16 protein-coding genes are annotated in these 19,333 nt (G+C 71.8%); 13 read left to right on the top strand and 3 right to left on the bottom strand.

Annotated elements, in window-relative coordinates; genetic code table 11:
• Nucleotides 1–4 precede the first annotated feature (4 nt).
• The 4 genes from ACSNOC_RS05485 (at nt 5) to ACSNOC_RS05470 (ending at nt 3,342) form a co-directional block, all read left to right on the top strand.
• Nucleotides 5–1,351, top strand: a complete 1,347-nt coding sequence (locus ACSNOC_RS05485; protein WP_436746095.1) for a hypothetical protein — start codon at nt 5–7, stop codon at nt 1,349–1,351.
• Nucleotides 1,352–1,484: 133 nt separating this feature from the next.
• Nucleotides 1,485–2,612 (top strand): type VII secretion-associated serine protease mycosin, encoded by a 1,128-nt coding sequence (gene mycP, locus ACSNOC_RS05480; protein ID WP_436746094.1) that lies wholly within the window; start codon nt 1,485–1,487, stop codon nt 2,610–2,612.
• Between the two features lie 36 nt (nt 2,613–2,648).
• Entirely contained in the window at nt 2,649–3,008 is a 360-nt protein-coding gene (locus ACSNOC_RS05475; protein WP_436746093.1) for a WXG100 family type VII secretion target, read from the top strand.
• A gap of 40 nt (nt 3,009–3,048) precedes the next feature.
• On the top strand, nt 3,049–3,342 hold the full coding sequence (locus tag ACSNOC_RS05470) for a WXG100 family type VII secretion target (RefSeq protein ID WP_436746092.1): 294 nt from the start codon (nt 3,049–3,051) through the stop codon (nt 3,340–3,342).
• Nucleotides 3,343–3,453: 111 nt separating this feature from the next.
• Here ACSNOC_RS05470 and eccCa read toward each other — a convergent pair whose 3' ends face one another.
• The gene (eccCa, locus tag ACSNOC_RS05465) at nt 3,454–7,428 is read right to left on the bottom strand and encodes a type VII secretion protein EccCa (protein WP_436746091.1); all 3,975 of its coding nucleotides are present in this window, start codon (nt 7,426–7,428) and stop codon (nt 3,454–3,456) included.
• A gap of 140 nt (nt 7,429–7,568) precedes the next feature.
• On the opposite strand from eccCa, the gene eccD reads away from it, so the two are divergent.
• From eccD to ACSNOC_RS05435, 6 genes are all read left to right on the top strand, one after another.
• A complete protein-coding gene (eccD, locus tag ACSNOC_RS05460; RefSeq protein WP_436746090.1) occupies nt 7,569–9,008 on the top strand; it encodes a type VII secretion integral membrane protein EccD in 1,440 nt (479 codons plus the stop codon).
• A 183-nt stretch (nt 9,009–9,191) separates the two neighbouring features.
• On the top strand, nt 9,192–9,482 hold the full coding sequence (rpsO, locus tag ACSNOC_RS05455) for a 30S ribosomal protein S15 (RefSeq protein ID WP_436746089.1): 291 nt from the start codon (nt 9,192–9,194) through the stop codon (nt 9,480–9,482).
• 304 nt (nt 9,483–9,786) lie between these two features.
• Nucleotides 9,787–12,027 carry a polyribonucleotide nucleotidyltransferase gene (locus ACSNOC_RS05450; RefSeq protein ID WP_436746088.1) on the top strand — a complete coding sequence of 747 codons (2,241 nt, stop codon included), beginning with the start codon at nt 9,787–9,789 and terminating at the stop codon, nt 12,025–12,027.
• Entirely contained in the window at nt 12,024–13,406 is a 1,383-nt protein-coding gene (locus tag ACSNOC_RS05445; RefSeq protein WP_436746087.1) for a M16 family metallopeptidase, read from the top strand. Before ACSNOC_RS05450 ends, ACSNOC_RS05445 begins: the two co-directional genes overlap by 4 nt.
• A 56-nt stretch (nt 13,407–13,462) precedes the next feature.
• Entirely contained in the window at nt 13,463–14,218 is a 756-nt protein-coding gene (dapB, locus tag ACSNOC_RS05440; protein WP_436746086.1) for a 4-hydroxy-tetrahydrodipicolinate reductase, read from the top strand.
• Between the two features lie 2 nt (nt 14,219–14,220).
• On the top strand, nt 14,221–14,676 hold the full coding sequence (locus tag ACSNOC_RS05435; RefSeq protein WP_436746085.1) for a hypothetical protein: 456 nt from the start codon (nt 14,221–14,223) through the stop codon (nt 14,674–14,676).
• A 21-nt stretch (nt 14,677–14,697) separates the two neighbouring features.
• On the opposite strand, the gene ACSNOC_RS05430 is transcribed toward ACSNOC_RS05435, so the two are convergent.
• Complete coding sequence (locus tag ACSNOC_RS05430; protein ID WP_436746084.1) at nt 14,698–15,243, bottom strand: hypothetical protein; 546 nt, start codon at nt 15,241–15,243, stop codon at nt 14,698–14,700.
• A gap of 72 nt (nt 15,244–15,315) precedes the next feature.
• A complete protein-coding gene (locus ACSNOC_RS05425) occupies nt 15,316–15,513 on the bottom strand; it encodes a hypothetical protein (RefSeq protein ID WP_436746083.1) in 198 nt (65 codons plus the stop codon).
• A 153-nt stretch (nt 15,514–15,666) separates the two neighbouring features.
• Between ACSNOC_RS05425 and thyX the strand changes: the two genes are divergently transcribed.
• The 3 genes from thyX to ACSNOC_RS05410 all read left to right on the top strand — a co-directional run bounded on the left by thyX (nt 15,667) and on the right by ACSNOC_RS05410 (nt 19,288).
• Nucleotides 15,667–16,389 carry an FAD-dependent thymidylate synthase gene (thyX, locus tag ACSNOC_RS05420; protein ID WP_436746082.1) on the top strand — a complete coding sequence of 241 codons (723 nt, stop codon included), beginning with the start codon at nt 15,667–15,669 and terminating at the stop codon, nt 16,387–16,389.
• Between the two features lie 184 nt (nt 16,390–16,573).
• Complete coding sequence (dapA, locus tag ACSNOC_RS05415; protein WP_436746081.1) at nt 16,574–17,473, top strand: 4-hydroxy-tetrahydrodipicolinate synthase; 900 nt, start codon at nt 16,574–16,576, stop codon at nt 17,471–17,473.
• Nucleotides 17,474–17,602: 129 nt separating this feature from the next.
• Nucleotides 17,603–19,288 (top strand): ribonuclease J, encoded by a 1,686-nt coding sequence (locus tag ACSNOC_RS05410; protein WP_436746080.1) that lies wholly within the window; start codon nt 17,603–17,605, stop codon nt 19,286–19,288.
• Nucleotides 19,289–19,333: the final 45 nt, after the last annotated feature.

Below are 19,333 nucleotides of genomic sequence, written 5' to 3'. Positions count from 1 at the left end.
GGTCATGAGTGAGTTCGAGAACCACTCGCACGAACAACTGGCGGCGATGGTCGCCGCCGGCAACCCCGAGGCCCTGACGGACCGGGCGCACTTCCTGGGCGAGATCGCCCCCTACTTCTTCGAGGTGGGCCAGGTGATCGCGACCCGGATGGCCAACCTGGAGTGGCAGGGCGAGGCGGCCGAGTCGATCCGCGCGTGGGGAGAGCACTTCCGCCGCGAATCCCTGGCCCTCAGCTCGTACGCGACGATCATCGGCAAGAGCATGCTGGAAGCGGGCACGGCCCTGTCCGAGGCCCGTTCCTCCATGCCCCCGGTCCAGTCTCCCGACTACGTCGTGCCGAGCGTGCTGCCCACGGTGGAGGAGACCCTGCAGGCCGAGGACAGCCGACAGGACGCCATCCAGGTCCTGACCACCCTGTCGTCCCGCTACCGCACGGCCGTTGAGTCGATGTCAGCGGCGGAGGAACCGCGGTTCCAGCCGCTGAGCGTCGATGCGGAGAGAGTCCTCGTTCCGGAAGGCGGTGATGCCGGGGGGTCCTGGGCCGGCGGTGCTCAGCCGTACAGTGGCACCTCGGCCCCGGCAGGCGGTTCGGTCACGGGAGGCGCCGTCGCGGGAACGCCGGGTGCCGCCCGGGTGGAGTACGCGCCCGAGCCGGGCGCGGTCGGCACCCAAGGGGTCGGAGCCGTCACGACGCCCGGCACCGTGACGCCCGTCGACAGCCGGATCGGGACGTCACTGGACTCGGCGGGGCCGGTTCCCGACGTAGTGGCGCCCGCGGCGCCGCCGGTAAACCCCGCACCGTCCGCTCCGCCTCCAGCCGCGCAGCCCACGGTCGGAGTGCCGCCGGGCCTCCCGCCGATCGCGCCGGGCACCGGGCGCTCGTTGCCGGGGCAGAACACCGCGCCTCGGGCGACGCCCCAGGCCGTCGGCCGTCCGTCGGTGCCCGGCGTCAGCCCCTCGGGCGCGGATGCCCACCCGGCCGCGCGTTCGACGGCTCAGGTCGTGAGTCCCGCGGCGCAGGCATCCATGGTGGGGCGGCCTCCCATGGCCGGTATGCCCGGCGCCGTGGGGGCGATGCCGCACCTGCCGGGCCCCCGGGGCGTCGTCGGCGGCATCGCGCGTCCGGCCGAGAGGCTGACGAGAGGGATCCCGCACGGCGTGGCCATCGGTTCCGGCGCCGTTCCGGCGGTACGGGATCCCGTCACGGGAGCGGTGCGCGGAGCGGGAGGCGGCCTCGTCGGCAAACCGGCCGGCCGCCACGCCTCCGTCACGCGGACGGCCGCACCGACGCGCCGCCGCCGGCGTGGTGACAGGCGGGAAGACAGCGACCAACCGGGGAAGGACACCTGAGTACATGCCGCACCGACCAACCGCCCTTTCACGTGGCGGCCGGGCCGTTGCCTGCTCACTGGCCGTGGCGCTGCTGGGGAGTGTGGCTCTCACGCCCGCCGCAGCGGCCGAAGGCCCTCGGGATCCCTGGTACATGGAGACCTGGCGCATTGAAGAGGTGTGGGAGCACACGAGGGGAGAGGGCGTCACCGTCGCCGTCGTCGACACCGGCGTGGATGACTCACGGCCAGAGCTGGCAGGGCAGGTGCTGGAAGGCGAGGACCTGAACTGGGACTGGGAGGGGCCGAACAACGACGAGGACGGCCACGGCACCATCATGGCGGCCCTCATCGCCGGTACGGGCGCGGGCGGGGGTCTTGTCGGTCTCGCCCCTGAGGCCCAGATCCTTCCCATCCGGGTGGCGAATGACCAGGACTGGGACTTCGACGTGGAGTCACGGATAGCCGCGGCGATCGAGTATGCCGTCGATGCCGGTGCCCAGATCATCAACATTTCCTTGGTGATGGAGGAGATCGGCGCGGAGCGGGAGCTCGTGGACGCCGCGCTGGCCGAGGCCGCCCGTCAGGACGTATTGATCTTCGCGGGAGCGGGGAACGACGGCGACACGACGAACGAGTCCTATTTCCCTGCCGATCGTGAGGGCGTCATCGCCGTCGCGGCGGTCGACCGGAACGGGGATCGAGCTCGTTACTCGAATCACGGCCCCCATATCGCGTTCGCGGCACCCGGCGACGACATTCCGACGTACTGTCCGCAGCTTCACGGAGATCCGTGTCTGCGGAACGAGGGCGGCACGAGCGCGGCCACCGCCCTCGCCTCCGCATCCGCCGCCCTCATCCGGTCCGCGCATCCGGACTGGACGAAGAACCAGGTTCTCCGCGCCATGATGGAGACGGCCGACGCCCCCGAGGGCGCCGACCGTGACGACTACGTCGGTTACGGCATGATCCGCCCCGATCGTGTCATCCTCGACGGCGTCGAGCCGGGGGATCCCGCCGTCAATCCGCTCTTCCCCGAGTACGAGGCATCCATCGACCCGCCCGTGTCCCCCGAGCCGCAGCCGGAGCCCGAGCCTGAGCCCTCGGAGGCCGCGGCGACGGACGACGCGTCGAACCCTTCCGGGGAGCCGGCGGCGGAGGCGGACGGCGACGACGGCGGCGTCGGCCCGTGGGTCCTGATCGGGGGAGTGGCGGTCCTCCTGGTCGTCGGGGTGCTGTCCGCGGTGATCTTCAACCGGCGGCGTCACACGACGTCCGTCTGACAGACAAACACGCACCAACCACGAGAGGGGTAGTACATGTCCGATTCCGCATCCGGCAGCGACCTGCTTCTTAATGAAGAACAGATCCGTTCGCTGCTCACCGCGCTCGATCAGGAGATCGGGCTCCTCAACAACAGCCACGGCAAGCTGTCGGCCGCCACCGATCAGGTCGCCACGGGGTGGGCCGGAGACGCGTCCCGGCAGTTCTACTCGGGGCAGACCGACGCCAACTTCAACCTCAACCGCCTGATCAAGGCCCTGGAGAACCTGCGCACGCTCGTCGAGATGAGCCGCAACGACTTCACGGAGCAGGAGCAGGAGCAGATCGCCGACATGAGGCTCGCCCAATCCGGCCTCCAGGACATGGGCAATCCGTCGATCGACAATCTCGCCTGAGGCCCGCGGGAACGTCCGAGGAACTGGAAGGAAAGAATCCATGGGTGACATCAGCGTCGTGTACGAGGCCCTCAACTCCGGGTCCGAGGGGTTGATGGCGGAGGAGCGGCAGCTTCTGGAGCGGATGATCGCGCTGCGCGGTGCCCTCCGGACCGCCTCGGCCGGCTGGGACGGCGAGGCGATGCGCGCCTTCGAGGCGAACATGCGGGTCTTCGACGAGGAGCTGGGAAAGCTGAGCGTCGTGCTGGCCAAGACCGGCAGCGCGCTCGACACGGCCGGGGTTTCGTACCGGGCAGTGGACCTCAGGAACGCCAGCCGCATGATGGGTGGCTGAACGGGCCCGGAAGACAAGACCGGGTGCCCCGGGCGGTGCTGAGAGAGCGTCAGCACCGCCCGTCGCCGTGCCCGACGGCATGCCGACCGCACGGCCGCCCGGCCCCGGCCGTCACTCCTCGGGCTGCCAGCCGAGCTGGATGAGCGGCTGTCCGCGGCGCCGGGTGGCGAACAGCGCGCGGCCCGGGGGGAGGGGGCGGGGGCGGACGGACGGGAGGATCTCGCCTTCCTTGGGGTCGCCGGACAGGATGATGCCCTGGGCGCCGAGGTCCCGCATCCGCTGGAGCAGGGGCTCGAAGATGGCCCGGGAGATGCCCGAGGCGTTCCTGGCGATGATGAAGCTGATCCCGACGTCCCGGGCGTACGGCAGGTGTTCGGCCAGCACCGGCAGCGGGTTCTTGGCGGTCGCCACCAGGTCGTAGTCGTCGACGATGACGAACAGCCGGGGTCCGGTCCACCAACTGCGGGCGCGCAGTTCCTCGATGCTGATGTCGTCGCGGGGGGCGCGCTTCTCGAAGATGCCCTTGACGGAGACCACGTCCTGCGTGAGTCGCGCCTCCGTCGTGGAGTAGCTGGCGACGAACCCCTCCGGGGCCGCCGCCATGAGGGAGCGGCGGTAGTCCGCGACGATGAACCGCGCCTCGTCCGTGGAGTAGCGCTCGGCCAGCTTGTGCATGATCAGCCGCAGCGCCGCGGACTTGCCCGACTCGCTCTCCCCGACGACCAGCAGGAACGGGTCCTTCTCGAAGTTGACGAACACGGGCTCCAGATCGGTCTCGCTCACGCCGATCGCGATGCCCTCCGCCGGCCGCTCGAAGCCCTTCGGCAGGTCCCGCGCGGCCAGACGCGACGGCAACAGCCGGACGGCGGGCGCCTGCTGACCGTCCCAGGCCGCGCGGACCGCGTCGACCAGGGCGGCCGTGCCCTCCCCGAGGTCGCCGGCGCGGCTGATCCCGTCCATGCGGGGCAGTGCCGCCATCCAGTGCAGCTTGTCGGGCGTCTGGCCCCGCCCCGGGACGCCGGCCGGGACGGCGGCGGCGACCTTGCGGTCGAACTCCGAGTCCAGCGTGTCGCCGAGCCGCAGCTCCAGCCGGTTCGTCAACTGGTCCTTCAGCGCGGGCCGCATCTCCATGTACCGCGAGGCCGTGACGACCAGGTGGATGCCGTACCCCAGGCCCCGCGCGGCGATGTCCGTGATGACGGGCGCCAGCGTCATGTCGTAGTCCTGCCGGAACGCCGCCCACCCGTCGACCAGCAGGAAGACGTCCCCCCACGGCTCGTCGGGAAGCCGCCCCGCGGCCCGCAGGCGGCGGTAGGTGGCCACCGAGTCGATCCCCTCGCGCCGGAAGAACTCCTCACGCCGCGCCAGGACTCCGGCCACCTCGGACACCGTGCGGCGCACCCGGTCCGGGTCCAGCCGGGAGGCGATGCCGCCCACGTGCGGCAGGCCCTCCACCGCGGACAGGCCGCCACCGCCGAAGTCCAGCCCGTAGAACTGCACTTCCCGCGGCGTGTGCGTGAGCGCGAACGACGCCACCAGCGTGCGCAGCAGCGTCGACTTGCCGGACTGGGGGCCGCCGACGATCAGCATGTTCCCGCCGGCACCCGAGAAGTCCCGGCGCAGCACCTCCCGGCGCTGCTCGAACGGCTTGTCCACCAGACCCAGCGGGACGGACAGCCCGCCCGACGCACCGGCCGCCTGCAGCCCCCGGCCCTCCAGCACGCTCAGGCCCGGCAGCAGCTCGTCCATCGTCGGCGCGTCCTCCAGCGGCGGCAGCCACACCTGATGGGCCGCCGGGCCCTGGCCCTCCAGCCGCCGCACGATCACGTCCAGCACCGAGTCGGCCAGCGGATCGTCGGCAGGCGCGCCGGGCCGGCCGCCGTCGGCCGCGGCCGGCTCCGGGCCCGGCCCGGGATCCGCGTACCGGACCGGCACCGGCGCCGCCGTGAACACCACGGGCCGCCGCCGCAGCGGGCGCGGCCCGGTCGCCTCCGGCTTGGCCGCCGGCTCCCGGTACGGACCCGAGACGTACGCCGCCTTGAACCGCGTCATCTGGTCGGTCCCGGCCTTCAGCAGCCCCGAACCCGGCACCTGCGGCAGGTGATACGCGTCCGGCACGCCGATCGCCGTCCGCGACTCGGCCGCCGAGAACGTCCGCAGGCCGATCCGGTACGACAGATACGTGTCCAGCCCCTTCAGCCGGCCTTCCTCCAGCCGCTGCGAGGCCAGCAGCAGATGCACGCCCAGCGACCGGCCGATGCGGCCGATCTGGATGAACATGTCGATGAAGTCCGGCTTCGCCGTCAGCAGTTCGCTGAACTCGTCGATCACCAGCACCAGCGAGGCCAGCGGCTCCAGCGGCGCGCCCGCCGCCCGCGCCCGCTCGTAGTCGCCCAGATTCGCGTAGTTCCCCGCGGCCCGCAGCAGCTCCTGCCGCCGCTGCAACTCGCCTCGGATCGAGTCACCCATGCGGTCGACCAGCGTCAGGTCGTCCGACAGGTTCGTGATGACCGCCGACACGTGCGGCAGCCCGGCCATCCCGGTGAACGTGGCGCCACCCTTGAAGTCCGCCAGCACGAAGTTCAGCGTCTCGGACGTGTGGGTGACCGCCAGGCCCAGCACCAGGGTCCGCAGCAGCTCCGACTTGCCGGATCCGGTCGCGCCCACGCACAGCCCGTGCGGGCCCATGCCCTCCTGGGCCGCCTCCTTGAGGTCCAGCATCACCGGCTGGCCCTCCTCGTCGACGCCGATCGGCACCCGCAGCCGCTCGCCCGCGGACCTCGGCCGCCACGTCCGCGCCACGTCGACCGACGCCGGGTCGCCCAGGCCCAGCAGATCCGCGAAGTCCAGGTTCGCCAGCAGCGGCTCGTCGTCGTCGTCCACGGCCGAGCTCAGCCGCAGCGGCGCCAACTGCCGCGCCAGCGCTTCGGCCGCCGCCGACGGCAGCACATCGGGCTCGCCCTCGAACACCGAGCCGTCCGGCGCCTCCAGCCGCAGCAGCCCGGCCGCGCAGAAGACCGAGAGACCGCTCCGCGCCGGGCCCGCCTCGCCCGGCGCGATCTCCACCACGGTGACGCCCTGCAACCCCTCCGCCCCGGCGAACGCCGAGTGCGGCGGGATCCGCACGCCGTCCAGCAGCAGCACCACGTGCGGCTGGTCGGGCACCGGCTTACCGTGCGGCGAGAACCGTCCCCGCCCCTCCAGCCGCCCCGCCAGCTCCTCCTCCACGTCCGGCACGCTGCCGCCGATGAGCCGCCGCGTGCCCGCCCCGTCCAGCGACGCCGACTGGGTGTGCGGCAGCCACTTGGTCCACTCCCAGCGGTCCGCCGCCTCCTCGCCGGCCGCCACCACCGCCAGCGTCACGTCCTCCGGCGAGTGCAGTGCCGTCAGCGCCGCCACCAGGGCACGCGCCACGCCGTACGCGGTCTCCGCGTCGCCCGCCAGCGTCACCCGGTAGAAGCCGCGCAGCGACACCGCCATGGGCAGCTCCTGCACAGTGCTGTGCGTCGCCAGGAAGCGCCGCATCGCCCCGGCCGTCAGCGGCTCCAGCTCCTCCACGGGCGCGGTGTGCGGTGCTATCAGCGGCGTCGCGAGCTGATGCTCGCCGAGACCGAGCCGCACCTGCCCGAAGTCCGCGTCGCCCGGCCGCCGCTCCCACACCCGGCTGCCCTCGGCGACCAGCGCCCACAACTGCTCCGGCGCGGGGTGCAGATACAGCTGGGTGTCCCGCTGCTCCCGCGCCGTCTCCCGCACCTCCTGCCGGGTGCGGGCCAGATACTTGAGATAGTCCCGCCGCATCTGCGCCATCTGCCCCTGGGTGCCCCGCCGGACGCGGACGATCATCGCCACGAGCATGGCGGCCGTGGAGACCATCATCAGCATCCCCATGATCCGCATGAACGGATGCGCGCCCGGCATGAAGAAGAACACCACCGACGAGCCCATGCCGAGCATCGGCATGATCTGCATCAGCACGCCCTCCTGCTGCCCCTTGGGCAGCTCGGGCGGCGGCAGCAGCGCGACGGCCTCGTCGGGCAGCTTCCTCGGCAGCGCCCTCGGTGGCCGCTTCACTACGATCTGGCTCATCAAACCCCCCGCGCCAACGGCTGGATTGTCGCGTCGCCAGCCGATCCTAGTGGGCGGCGCTGACAGTCGGTGGCGCCCCATGGGCAGCGGGTAAGGTGGCGACCGCAGTTGCGTGCGCAAGGGGAGGGGAGTCGTTTTCCGTGAGCACGACCGCAGCCACCGGCTTCTGCCGCATCACCGTCGCCGCGCCGACGAGCCGCACCGACATGGCACTGCCCGAGGACGTCCCGCTGGCCGACCTCTACCCCGAGATCCTCCGCCTCACCGGCCAGACGCCCGACCAGGAGGCGCCGGTCGGCTACCACCTGGTCCGCCGGGACGGCACGGTGCTGGACGGCTCCCGCACCCTCGGCGCCCAGCGCGTCCTGGACGGCGACGTGCTGACCCTGCGTCCCTTCGCCGACTCCCTCCCGCCACCCGTCCACGACGACGTCACGGACGCCGTCGCGGACGCGACCGGCGGCGACCGGCGGCTGTGGCAGGACCGGATGCTGCGGCTGGCCGGCCTCACCGCCGCCGCCGTCCTCGGCGCGCTCACCGCCGCCGTGCTGTGGTTCGGCGAGCCGGACCGCCACGAGATGCACGGGCTGCCCGGTGTCCTCGCGGGCGTCCTCGCGCTCCTCCTCCTGGCCTTCGCCGCCGTCCGCGCCCGAGTCTACGCGGACGGTGCCGCCGCCGTCGCCTTCGGCCTGGCCGCCCTGCCGCACGCCTTCGTCGGCGGCACCGGCGTGCTGCCCCTCGACGACGGCCACGGCGTCGGCCGCCTGGAGCTGATGCTCGGCTGCGCCGCCGTCCTTCTCGTCTCCGTCGTCCTGATCGCCGCCATGCCGGAGGCCGCCGCCTGGTTCGTGGCCGCGGCGAGCGCCGCGACGCTCGCCACCGTCGCCACGTTCCTCGCCGTGGTCACCGAGGCCGACCCCGTCGGGACCGCCGCCGTCTGCGCGCCCGTCGCGCTGGGCGCGCTGGCCTTCCTGCCCGCCCTGGCGGCGAGCCTCGTCCGGCTGCCCATCGGCTACACCGCCCCCCGTCCGGGCTACGAGACGTCCGCGTCCGAGCCGCAGCAGGGCGCCGACGGGCCGGTCGACACCGCGCGCATCGCCGCCCAGGCCCGCCGCGGCCACCAGATCCTGCTCGGGCTGACCGGCGGCTGCGCCGTCCTCGCGACCGCCGCCGTCGCCGTCCTCGGCTTCTCCGACAGCGGCTGGGGACAGTTGCTCGCCCTGGCCACCGGCGTGGCGCTGCTGACCCGCGCGCGCCTCTTCCGTTACGCCGTTCAGGTGGCGGTGCTGCTGACCGCCGGCCTGGTGTCCCTGGCGCTGCTCGTCCTCGGCTTCGCCACCGACGCGTCCACCGCCGGCGGCGGCGACCCGGGCCTGCGCACCCTGTGGCTGGCCGCGGCCCTCACCGTGGCCACGGGTATGCTCGCGGCGATCGCGCTGATCGTGCCCCGCGCCGGGCTCACCCCGTTCTGGGGCAGGGTCCTCGACCTCACCGAGAGCGCCGTGCTGCTGTCGCTGATCCCGCTCTGTCTGGCGGTGCTCGACGTATACGCCGAGGCCAGGGGGCTGACCAGCGGCTGAGCAGGGCGGATGTGCTCGCGGGGCCATCCTGTTGTAGCCTGCTTACCGGCCGTTTGCGTACGCGCCCCCGGATTCTTCTGGAGGAAGCGCTCAGCGGACCCCGCCTCCCGAGTTCCGGAAGCTCCCCTGTGGATCAGCCCAGGGGCACTCGGTGGCCAGATCGGACAACGTCAAGGAGTACGTGTGTCGTCGCTCGACGCCGCCACGAAGCAGAAGATCATCGCCGAGTTCGCCACCAAAGAGGGCGACACCGGCTCCCCCGAGGTCCAGGTGGCTCTGCTGTCCCGCCGCATCTCGGACCTGACCGAGCACCTGAAGATCCACAAGCACGACCACCACTCCCGCCGGGGCCTGCTGCTCCTGGTCGGCCAGCGCCGCCGCCTGCTGCAGTACCTGGCGCGCAAGGACATCCAGCGCTTCCGCACCCTCGTGGAGCGGCTCGGCATCCGCCGCGGCGCGGCGGGCGCCAGGTAAGACGCGCGAGAGGGAGCGGCCACCCGCAGGGGGCCGCTCCCTTCGCCGTATCCGGTTTCCGTCAGGGACGGAAACCGAGCCGGGAACCGCGTGCCTTTGTAGGCTGGTTCCAGCGGCACGACCGAGAAAACGACGAAAACGACGAACGCACGGGGCGGGGCCCCTTCGCACATCGCCGGTCCTCGGTAGTGGCTTCCGGGCGTCCATCCCCCGGGGGCTTCGATCGATGGCCGGCCAGTCCGGAGGCGCTCCACCTCACCGCCCCGCCGAGGTCGGCGGGGCACAGAAGAGGAGATTTTCCAAGGTGGAGAACGAGACCCACTACGCCGAGGCCGTCATCGACAACGGCTCCTTCGGCACCCGCACCATTCGCTTCGAGACGGGCCGGCTCGCCAGGCAGGCGGCCGGCTCCGCCGTTGCCTACCTGGACGACGACACCATGGTGCTGTCGGCCACCACCGCGTCCAAGACGCCGAAGGACCAGCTCGACTTCTTCCCGCTGACGGTCGACGTCGAGGAGCGGATGTACGCAGCCGGGAAGATCCCCGGCTCCTTCTTCCGGCGCGAGGGGCGGCCCTCCGAGGACGCCATCCTCACCTGCCGCCTCATCGACCGCCCGCTGCGCCCCTCGTTCAAGAAGGGCCTGCGCAACGAGATCCAGATCGTCGAGACGATCATGGCCCTCAACCCCGACCACCTCTACGACGTGGTCGCCATCAACGCCGCGTCCTGCTCCACGCAGCTCGCCGGCCTGCCGTTCTCCGGCCCCATCGGCGGCACCCGCGTGGCCCTGATCCGCGGCCAGTGGGTGGCGTTCCCGACCCACACGGAGCTGGAGGAGGCCGTCTTCGACATGGTCGTCGCCGGCCGTGTCCTGCCGGACGGCGACGTCGCGATCATGATGGTCGAGGCCGAGGCCACCGAGAAGACGATCGAGCTGATCAAGGGCGGTGCCCAGGCCCCGACCGAGGAGGTCGTCGCGGCCGGCCTGGAGGCGGCCAAGCCGTTCATCAAGGCGCTGTGCAAGGCCCAGTCGGACCTCGCCGCCAAGGCCGCCAAGCCCACCGGCGAGTTCCCCGTCTTCCTGGACTACCAGGACGACGTCTACGAGGCGCTGTCGGCCGCCGTCCGCGACGAGCTGGCGCAGGCCCTGACCATCGCCGGCAAGCAGGAGCGCGAGACCGAGCTGGACCGCGTCAAGACGGTCGCCGCGGAGAAGCTGCTGCCGCAGTTCGAGGGGCGCGAGAAGGAGATCTCCGCCGCCTACCGCTCGCTCACCAAGGAGCTGGTCCGCGAGCGCGTCATCCGCGACAAGGTCCGCATCGACGGCCGCGGCGTCACCGACATCCGCACCCTGGCCGCCGAGGTCGAGGCGATCCCGCGGGTGCACGGCTCGGCGCTGTTCGAGCGCGGCGAGACCCAGATCCTGGGCGTCACCACGCTGAACATGCTCCGGATGGAGCAGCAGCTCGACACGCTGTCCCCGGTGACCCGCAAGCGGTACATGCACAACTACAACTTCCCGCCCTACTCCACCGGTGAGACCGGCCGCGTCGGCTCCCCGAAGCGCCGCGAGATCGGCCACGGCGCGCTCGCCGAGCGGGCCCTGATCCCGGTGCTGCCCAGCCGCGAGGAGTTCCCGTACGCCATCCGCCAGGTCTCCGAGGCGCTCGGCTCCAACGGCTCCACCTCGATGGGCTCGGTCTGCGCCTCCACCATGTCGCTGCTGAACGCCGGTGTGCCGCTGAGGGCGCCGGTGGCCGGCATCGCCATGGGCCTGATCTCCCAGGAGATCGAGGGCGAGACCCACTACGTCACCCTCACCGACATCCTCGGCGCCGAGGACGCGTACGGCGACATGGACTTCAAGGTCGCCGGCACGCGGCAGTTCGTCACCGCGCTCCAGCTCGACACCAAGCTCGACGGCATCCCGGCCTCCGTGCTGGCCGCCGCGCTGAAGCAGGCCCGTGACGCCCGGCTGCACATCCTCGACGTGATGAGCGAGGCCATCGACGTCCCGGACGAGATGTCGCCGAACGCGCCGCGGATCATCACCGTCAAGATCCCGGTGGACAAGATCGGCGAGGTCATCGGCCCCAAGGGCAAGATGATCAACCAGATCCAGGAGGACACCGGCGCCGACATCACCATCGAGGACGACGGCACGATCTACATCGGTGCCGCCGACGGCCCGTCCGCGGAGGCCGCCCGCGCCACGATCAACGGCATCGCCAACCCGACGATGCCCGAGGTCGGCGAGCGGTACCTGGGCACCGTCGTGAAGACGACGACCTTCGGCGCGTTCGTCTCCCTGCTGCCCGGCAAGGACGGTCTGCTGCACATCTCGCAGATCCGCAAGCTGGCCGGCGGCAAGCGCGTGGAGAACGTGGACGACGTGCTCGGTGTCGGCCAGAAGGTGCAGGTCGAGATCGCCGAGATCGACCAGCGGGGCAAGCTCTCCCTGGTCCCGGTCCTGGACGAGGCCGCCGAGAGCGGTGCCGCCGAGGCCGAGGCCGGCGCCGAGCAGGACGTCATCGAGCAGTGATCCGTCCCTCCCGTACGGCATCGCGTGCGACGGCCCGCCCCACCGCCGAGGTGGGGCGGGCCGTGCCCCGTCCGCGCGGCGCGGAGCACGCCCCCGGCGCCGTCGCCAGGACCGTGCTGCCCGGCGGCCTGCGCGTCCTGACCGAGTCGGTGCCCTCGGTCCGCTCCGCCACGTTCGGCATCTGGGCCCGGGTCGGCTCGCGCGACGAGACGCCGGCGCTCAACGGCGCCACCCACTACCTGGAACACCTGCTGTTCAAGGGCACCGAGCGGCGCACCGCCCTGGACATCTCCTCGGCCATCGACGCGGTCGGCGGCGAGATGAACGCCTTCACCACCAAGGAGTTCACCTGCTACTACGCCCGCGTCCTCGACAGCGACCTGCCGCTGGCCGTCGACGTCGTCTGTGACATGCTCACCGGCTCGGTCATCGCCGCCGACGACGTGGAGGCCGAACGCGGCGTCATCCTCGAAGAGATCGCGATGACCGAGGACGACCCGAGCGACGGCGTCCACGACCTGTTCGCGCACACCCTCCTCGGCGACAGCCCCCTGGGCCGACCGGTCCTCGGCACGGAGGAGACGGTCAACGCGCTGACCCGCGACCGGATCGCCCGCTTCTACCGCCGCCACTACGACCCCACCCGCCTGGTGGTCACCGCCGCGGGCAACGTGGACCACGCCGCCGTGGTGGCGCAGGTCGCCGCCGCGTTCGACCGGGCGGGCGCGCTCGGCGCCGCGGACGCCGAGCCCGTCGGCCCGCGCTCCGGGCGGCGCGGCATCAAGGCCACCGGCCGCGTCGACGTGGTCGAGCGCCCGACCGAGCAGGCGCACGTCGTGCTCGGCATGCCCGGCGTCTCCCGCCACGACGACCGCCGCTGGGCGCTCAACGTGCTGTCCACGGCGCTCGGCGGCGGCATGAGCTCCCGCCTGTTCCAGGAGGTCCGGGAGAAGCGCGGCCTGGCCTACAACATCTACACGCACACCTCCGGCTACGCCGACTGCGGCCTGTTCGGCGTCTACGCCGGCTGCCGCCCCGACCGGCTGGACGACGTGCTGAAGATCTGCCGCGACCAGCTCACCGATGTCGCCGAGCACGGCCTCGGCGACGACGAGACGCGCCGCGCCATCGGCCAGCTCGCCGGCTCCACGGTGCTCGGCCTGGAGGACACCGGCTCCCTGATGCACCGGCTCGGCAAGAGCGAGATCTGCTGGGGAAGGCAGCTCTCGGTGGATGAGATGCTGGACCGGATCACCGCGGTCACCCCGGACGACGTCCGGCAGGTCGCCCGCGAGGTGCTCGGGCACCGGCCCTCGCTGTCCGTCATCGGCCCGCTGAACGACCGGCAGACCGCGCGCCTGCCCGGCGCCGTCGGCTAGACGGCCGGGCGGAACCGAAGAGGCCGCACAGGCCGACGAGGCCGAAGAGGAGTGGAATGAGCAAGCTGCGCGTGGCCGTGATCGGCGCCCGTGGTCGCATGGGGTCCGAGGCCGTCCGTGCCGTGACGGACGCGCCGGACATGGAGCTGGTCGCGGCCCTCGGCCGTGGCGACAAGCTGGAGACGCTGACCGAGGCCGGAGCCCAGGTCGCCGTGGAGCTGACGCGTCCGGAGTCCGTGATGGACAACCTGGAGTTCTGCGTCCGCAACGGCATCCACGGCGTCGTCGGCACCACCGGCTGGACGGAGGACCGGCTCGCCACCCTCAGGGGCTGGCTGGCCGCCTCGCCCGGCACCGGGGTGCTGATCGCCCCCAACTTCGGCATCGGTGCCGTGCTGACGATGCGGTTCGCGCAGCAGGCCGCGCGGTTCTTCGAGTCGGTCGAGATCGTGGAGCTGCACCACCCCGGCAAGGCCGACGCCCCCAGCGGCACCGCTGTCCGCACCGCCCAGCTCGTCGCCGAGGCCCGCCGCGCCGCCGGGCTCGGCGCGCAGCCGGACGCCACCAGCACCGCCCTGGACGGCGCGCGGGGCGCGGACGTGGACGGCGTGCCGGTGCACGCCGTCCGCCTGCGCGGGCTCGTCGCGCACCAGGAGGTGCTGTTCGGTGAGGAGGGCGAGATCTTCACCATCCGCCACGACTCCATGAACCGCGGCTCGTTCATGCCGGGCGTCCTGCTCGGCGTGCGCCGGATCTCCGGGGCGCCCGGCCTGACCTTCGGCCTGGAGCACTTCATGGAGCTGGACGGCTAGCCGTGCGCGCCAAGGTGGGTTACGCGGCGCTGAGCGCGGCCCTGCTCGTGTACGCGGGCCTCATCGGCCACCGCGGGGTGCTGCTGATCCTGGAGGGCACCTGGGTGACCGTGGCGCTGGGCGCGGCGGTGCTGGTGCTGCCGCTGCTCGGCGGGTGGTTCCTGTGGCGCAGCGCGCGGTTCGTCCGGGACGCCAACCGTCTCGCCCGGGAGCTGGACGCCGAGGGCGGGCTGCCGGTGGACGAGCTGGCGCGCACGCCCAGCGGCCGTATCGACCGGGCCGCGGCGGACGCGGTGTTCGTCCGGCGGCGCGCGGAGGCCGAGGCGAATCCGGAGGACTGGCGCTGCTGGTTCCGGCTGGCCGTCGCGTATCACGACGCGCGGGACACGCCGCGGGCCCGGAAGGCGATGCAGCACGCGATCGCGCTGCGCGCGGGCCGTTCGCGCGCCGACGCCTGACGCGGGGGCCGCGCGCCGGTCTCAGCGGTGCTCGGCCGCCCACGCCTCCAGCACGTCCGCGGCGCGGTCGAACGCCCCCGGCCGGGAGAGGAAGTCGGCGTTGTGATCGGTGAGCAGCGTGCGCAGCGGCTCGCCCCGGCGCCGCTCGATCCGCAGGGCCTGGCCCTGGACGCTGCGCGGCAGCCCCAGCCACTTCACGGGCTGCTGCACGGTGGAGACGCGGCCGATGTCGCGCCACCGCAGCGTGGTGGTGGTCAGCAGGCCGACGCGGCGTAGACCGTGCGGGCAGACCCAGATGCCGATGCGCAGCAGCCGCAGCGCGAAGGCGATGGCCAGCGCGGCGGCGAGGCCGGTGGCGGTGGCGCCGGCCGGTGAGCCCGCCATGACGATGATCAGGGCGGAGAGCAGCATGTAGGACGCGATCAGCAGGGTCAGCGCGGCGACGGCCACGCGGCACGGGCCGGGGCGGTAGGGACGGCGCCAGGCGTCCTGTTCCGCGTGCGGCAGCGGCTCCCCCGCCGCGTGGGGGGCGGCGTCGTGGTCGGCCGCGAGAAAGGGCAGGGGCACGACTGGTCCTCGTTCGCATTCACAGAGACATCACGTGGGGGGTGGTGCTGTGAACGGTGAGGCTACCGCGCTTCAGCGGCCTTCGGCCGCCTCGGGAACCTCCGGAACCGACTGATGTTCGACATCCAGCGCGGGGCGTGCCAGCAGCACGGCCCCGATGAGCCCGCATATCAGGACAAGCGCGACGAGCACGCTGCCGAGGGCCGGGCCGGCGGCCGGGCGGGTGCGCGGCGGGGTGACGCCGCCGTGGAAGCCGTCGTCGTACGCCATGCGAGTGTTCCTCCCCCTGAGTGACCTCAAACAAATCTATCAGGGGAAGAATCCGACTCGATACGCGGAGTCCGTTTTGACCGGTGCCGGCCCGCGGGCGTTGTCAGTGGCAGCCCTTAGGGTGAGTCGCGTTCCACACGGAAGGATCCGACGGTGACCGACACCCCCAGTTTCCGCAGTGACGTGACCGTAGAGCTGGTCAAGCACAGCGCCTCCGACACGGACGTGCTGTGGGCGGCCCGCGTGTCCACGGCGGGGGAGCAGTCCCTCGAGGAGATCGGCCGGGACCCGGAGCGTTCCAGGGGCCTGATCAACTATCTGATGCGGGACCGGCACGGCAGCCCGTTCGAGCACAACTCGATGACGTTCCTGATCAGCGCCCCGATCTTCGTCTTCCGTGAGTTCCACCGGCACCGCGTCGGCTGGTCGTACAACGAGGAGAGCGGGCGGTACCGGGAGCTGAGCCCGGTGTTCTACGTGCCGGGGGAGGACCGCAGGCTGGTGCAGCGCGGGCGCCCCGGGAAGTACGACTTCGTGCCCGGCACTCCCGAGCAGCACGCTCTGGTCGGCAAGGTCATGGAGGACTCCTACCGGCAGGCGTACGCCGCCTATCAGGAGATGCTCGCCGCCGGGGTGGCCAGGGAGGTGGCCAGGGCGGTGCTGCCGGTCGGCCTGTTCTCGTCGATGTACGCCACGTGCAACGCCCGCTCGCTGATGCACTTCCTGGGGCTGCGCACCCAGGACGAGCGGGCGAAGGTGCCCTCGTTCCCGCAGCGCGAGATCGAGATGGTGGGCGAGCGGATGGAGGCCGAGTGGGCCCGCCTGATGCCCCTGACGCACGCGGCCTTCAACGCGAACGGCCGCGTCGCGCCCTAGCGGCACCGGCGGATCCGCCCCAGGGGTCGACCGAAGTGTCCGTATTGCGACATTTCGCGAAGTTCATTTAGGGTGAAAGAACGGACCCGGCGCTGTCTGAACCCCCGAGCAGGCAGTGCCGGGATCCACACGTTGCCCGCCCCGATGACCCCGGACCCGCTGAGCTGCGAGTAGCGTGGAACCTATGGCTCCGACCTCCACACCGCAGACCCCCTTCGGACGGGTCCTGACCGCCATGGTCACGCCATTCACGGCGGACGGATCGCTCGACCTCGCCGGCGCGCAGCAGCTCGCCGCACACCTGGTGGACGCCGGCAACGACGGCCTGATCGTCAACGGCACCACCGGCGAGTCCCCGACGACGAGCGATGCGGAGAAAACCCGGCTGATCAGCGCCGTGGTGGAGGCCGTCGGCGACCGTGCCCACGTCGTGGCCGGCGTCGGCACCAACGACACCCGGCACAGCGTCGAGCTGGCCCGGGCCGCCCAGGCGGCCGGGGCCCACGGCCTGCTGACCGTCACCCCGTACTACAACAAGCCGCCGCAGGAGGGCCTCTACCGGCACTTCACCGCGATCGCGGACGCCACCGACCTCCCGGTCATGCTCTACGACATCCCCGGCCGCAGCGGCGTGCCGATCAACACGGAGACGATGGTCCGGCTGGCCGCCCACCCCCGCATCGTCGCCAACAAGGACGCCAAGGGCGACCTCGGCCGGGCGAGCTGGGCCATCGCCACCACCGGCCTCGCGTGGTACTCGGGGGACGACATGCTCAACCTGCCCCTGCTGTCCGTGGGTGCGGTGGGCTTCGTCTCGGTCGTCGGCCACGTGGTCACCCCCGAGCTGCGCGCGCTCGTCGACGCTTACACCAGCGGCGACGTGGCCAAGGCGACCGAGATCCACCAGAAGCTGCTCCCGGTCTTCACCGGCATGTTCCGCACCCAGGGCGTGATCACCTCCAAGGCCGCCCTGGGCTTCCTGGGCCTGCCCGGCGGCCCCCTCCGGCTCCCCCTGATCGGCCTCACCGAGGAGGAGACCGAACAGCTCAAGCGGGATCTGACCGCCGGTGGGGTACAGATCTGACAACACAGACGTTGCCCGGGACGCGGATCGCCGCGTCCGGGGTGATAACTGAATACCGACCAGTGCACACAGTCACGCGCGCCACGTGCCCTACCCCGGGCGTGTGGCGCGCGTGGTCAGGAGAGTCTCTTGAGTCATCCGCACCCAGAACTCGGCCCGCCGCCGAAGCTTCCTGAGGGTGGTCTCCGCGTTACCCCGCTCGGCGGGCTCGGCGAGATCGGCCGGAACATGACCGTCTTCGAATACGGCGGCCGGCTGCTCATCGTCGACTGCGGCGTGCTCTTTCCCGAGCAGGAGCAGCCCGGAATCGACCTGATCCTGCCGGACTTCAGCTCCATCAAGGACCGCCTCGACGACATCGACGGCATCGTCCTGACGCATGGGCACGAGGACCACATCGGCGGCGTACCGTTCCTGCTGCGCGAGAAGCCGGACATCCCCCTCATCGGTTCCAAGCTCACGCTCGCGCTGCTGGAGGCCAAGCTCCAGGAGCACCGCATCCGCCCGTACACCCTGGAGGTCAGGGAGGGGCACCGCGAGCGGATCGGTCCCTTCGACTGCGAGTTCGTCGCGGTCAATCACTCCATCCCCGACGCCCTCGCGGTCGCCATCCGGACCCCGGCGGGCATGGCCGTCCACACGGGCGACTTCAAGATGGACCAGCTCCCGCTCGACGGCCGCCTCACCGACCTGCGGGCCTTCGCCCGGCTCGGCGAGGAAGGCATCGACCTGCTGCTGTCCGACTCGACCAACGCCGAGGTGCCCGGCTTCGTCTCGCCCGAGCGCGAGATCTCCGGCGTGCTGCGCCAGGTCTTCGCCCGCGCCGAGAAGCGCATCATCGTGGCCAGCTTCGCCAGCCATGTCCACCGCATCCAGCAGATCGTGGACGCCGCTTACGAGCACAACCGCAGGATCGCGTTCGTGGGCCGCTCGATGGTGCGGAACATGGGCATCGCCAGGGACCTGGGTTATCTGCGGGTGCCCGCCGGACTGGTGGTCGACGTGAAGACGCTCGACGACCTGGCGGACCACGAGGTGGTCCTCGTCTGCACGGGCTCCCAGGGCGAGCCCATGGCGGCGCTGTCGCGCATGGCCAACCGCGACCACCAGATCCGCATCGTGGAGGGGGACACGGTGATCCTCGCCTCCTCCCTGATCCCCGGCAACGAGAACGCGGTCTACCGCGTGATCAACGGCCTGACGCGCTGGGGCGCCAACGTCGTCCACAAGGGCAACGCCCGCGTCCACGTCTCGGGCCACGCCTCGGCCGGCGAACTGCTGTACTTCTACAACATCTGCCAGCCGAAGAACCTGATGCCGGTCCACGGCGAATGGCGCCATCTGCGCGCCAACGCGGAGCTGGGCGCGGCGACCGGGGTGCCCGCGGAACGCATCGTCATCGCCGAGGACGGCGTGGTGGTCGACCTCATCGACGGCAAGGCGAAGATCACCGGCAAGGTCCAGGCGGGCTACGTGTACGTCGACGGCCTGTCGGTCGGTGACATCACCGAGTCCAGCCTGAAGGACCGCCGGATCCTCGGGGACGAGGGGTTCATCTCCATCTTCGTGGTGGTGGACAGCAGCACGGGCAAGATCGTCAGCGGCCCGAGCATCCACTCGCGCGGCTCCGGCATCGAGGACTCCGACTTCGCCGCGGTCATCCCGAAGATCGACGAGGTCCTCGCGCGCTCGGCCCAGGACGGCGTGGTCGAGGCCCGCCAGCTGCAGCAACTCATCCGCCGCACGGTGGGCAAGTGGGTCTCCGACACCTACCGCAGGCGCCCGATGATCATGCCCGTGGTCATGGACGTCTGACCGTCATCTGGCAGCGGGGGGGGGGGGGGGGGGGGGGGGGGGGGG

It is taken from the genome of Streptomyces sp. URMC 129 (assembly GCF_051386415.1).
Taxonomy (GTDB): Bacteria; Actinomycetota; Actinomycetes; order Streptomycetales; family Streptomycetaceae; genus Streptomyces.
The sequence above is the reverse complement of the archived record's forward strand: the minus strand, read 5'-3'. Positions and strand labels throughout refer to the sequence as shown.

Excerpts from the sequence above, each read along its gene's own strand:
- dapA (WP_436746081.1), top strand. The coding sequence starts at position 16,574 with ATGGCTCCGACCTCCACACCGCAGACCCCCTTCGGACGGGTCCTGACC.
- ACSNOC_RS05425 (WP_436746083.1), bottom strand. The coding sequence starts at position 15,513 with ATGGCGTACGACGACGGCTTCCACGGCGGCGTCACCCCGCCGCGCACC.
- mycP (WP_436746094.1), top strand. The coding sequence starts at position 1,485 with ATGGAGACCTGGCGCATTGAAGAGGTGTGGGAGCACACGAGGGGAGAG.
- ACSNOC_RS05470 (WP_436746092.1), top strand. The coding sequence starts at position 3,049 with ATGGGTGACATCAGCGTCGTGTACGAGGCCCTCAACTCCGGGTCCGAG.
- ACSNOC_RS05475 (WP_436746093.1), top strand. The coding sequence starts at position 2,649 with ATGTCCGATTCCGCATCCGGCAGCGACCTGCTTCTTAATGAAGAACAG.
- dapB (WP_436746086.1), top strand. The coding sequence starts at position 13,463 with ATGAGCAAGCTGCGCGTGGCCGTGATCGGCGCCCGTGGTCGCATGGGG.
- ACSNOC_RS05485 (WP_436746095.1), top strand. The coding sequence starts at position 5 with ATGAGTGAGTTCGAGAACCACTCGCACGAACAACTGGCGGCGATGGTC.
- eccCa (WP_436746091.1), bottom strand. The coding sequence starts at position 7,428 with ATGAGCCAGATCGTAGTGAAGCGGCCACCGAGGGCGCTGCCGAGGAAG.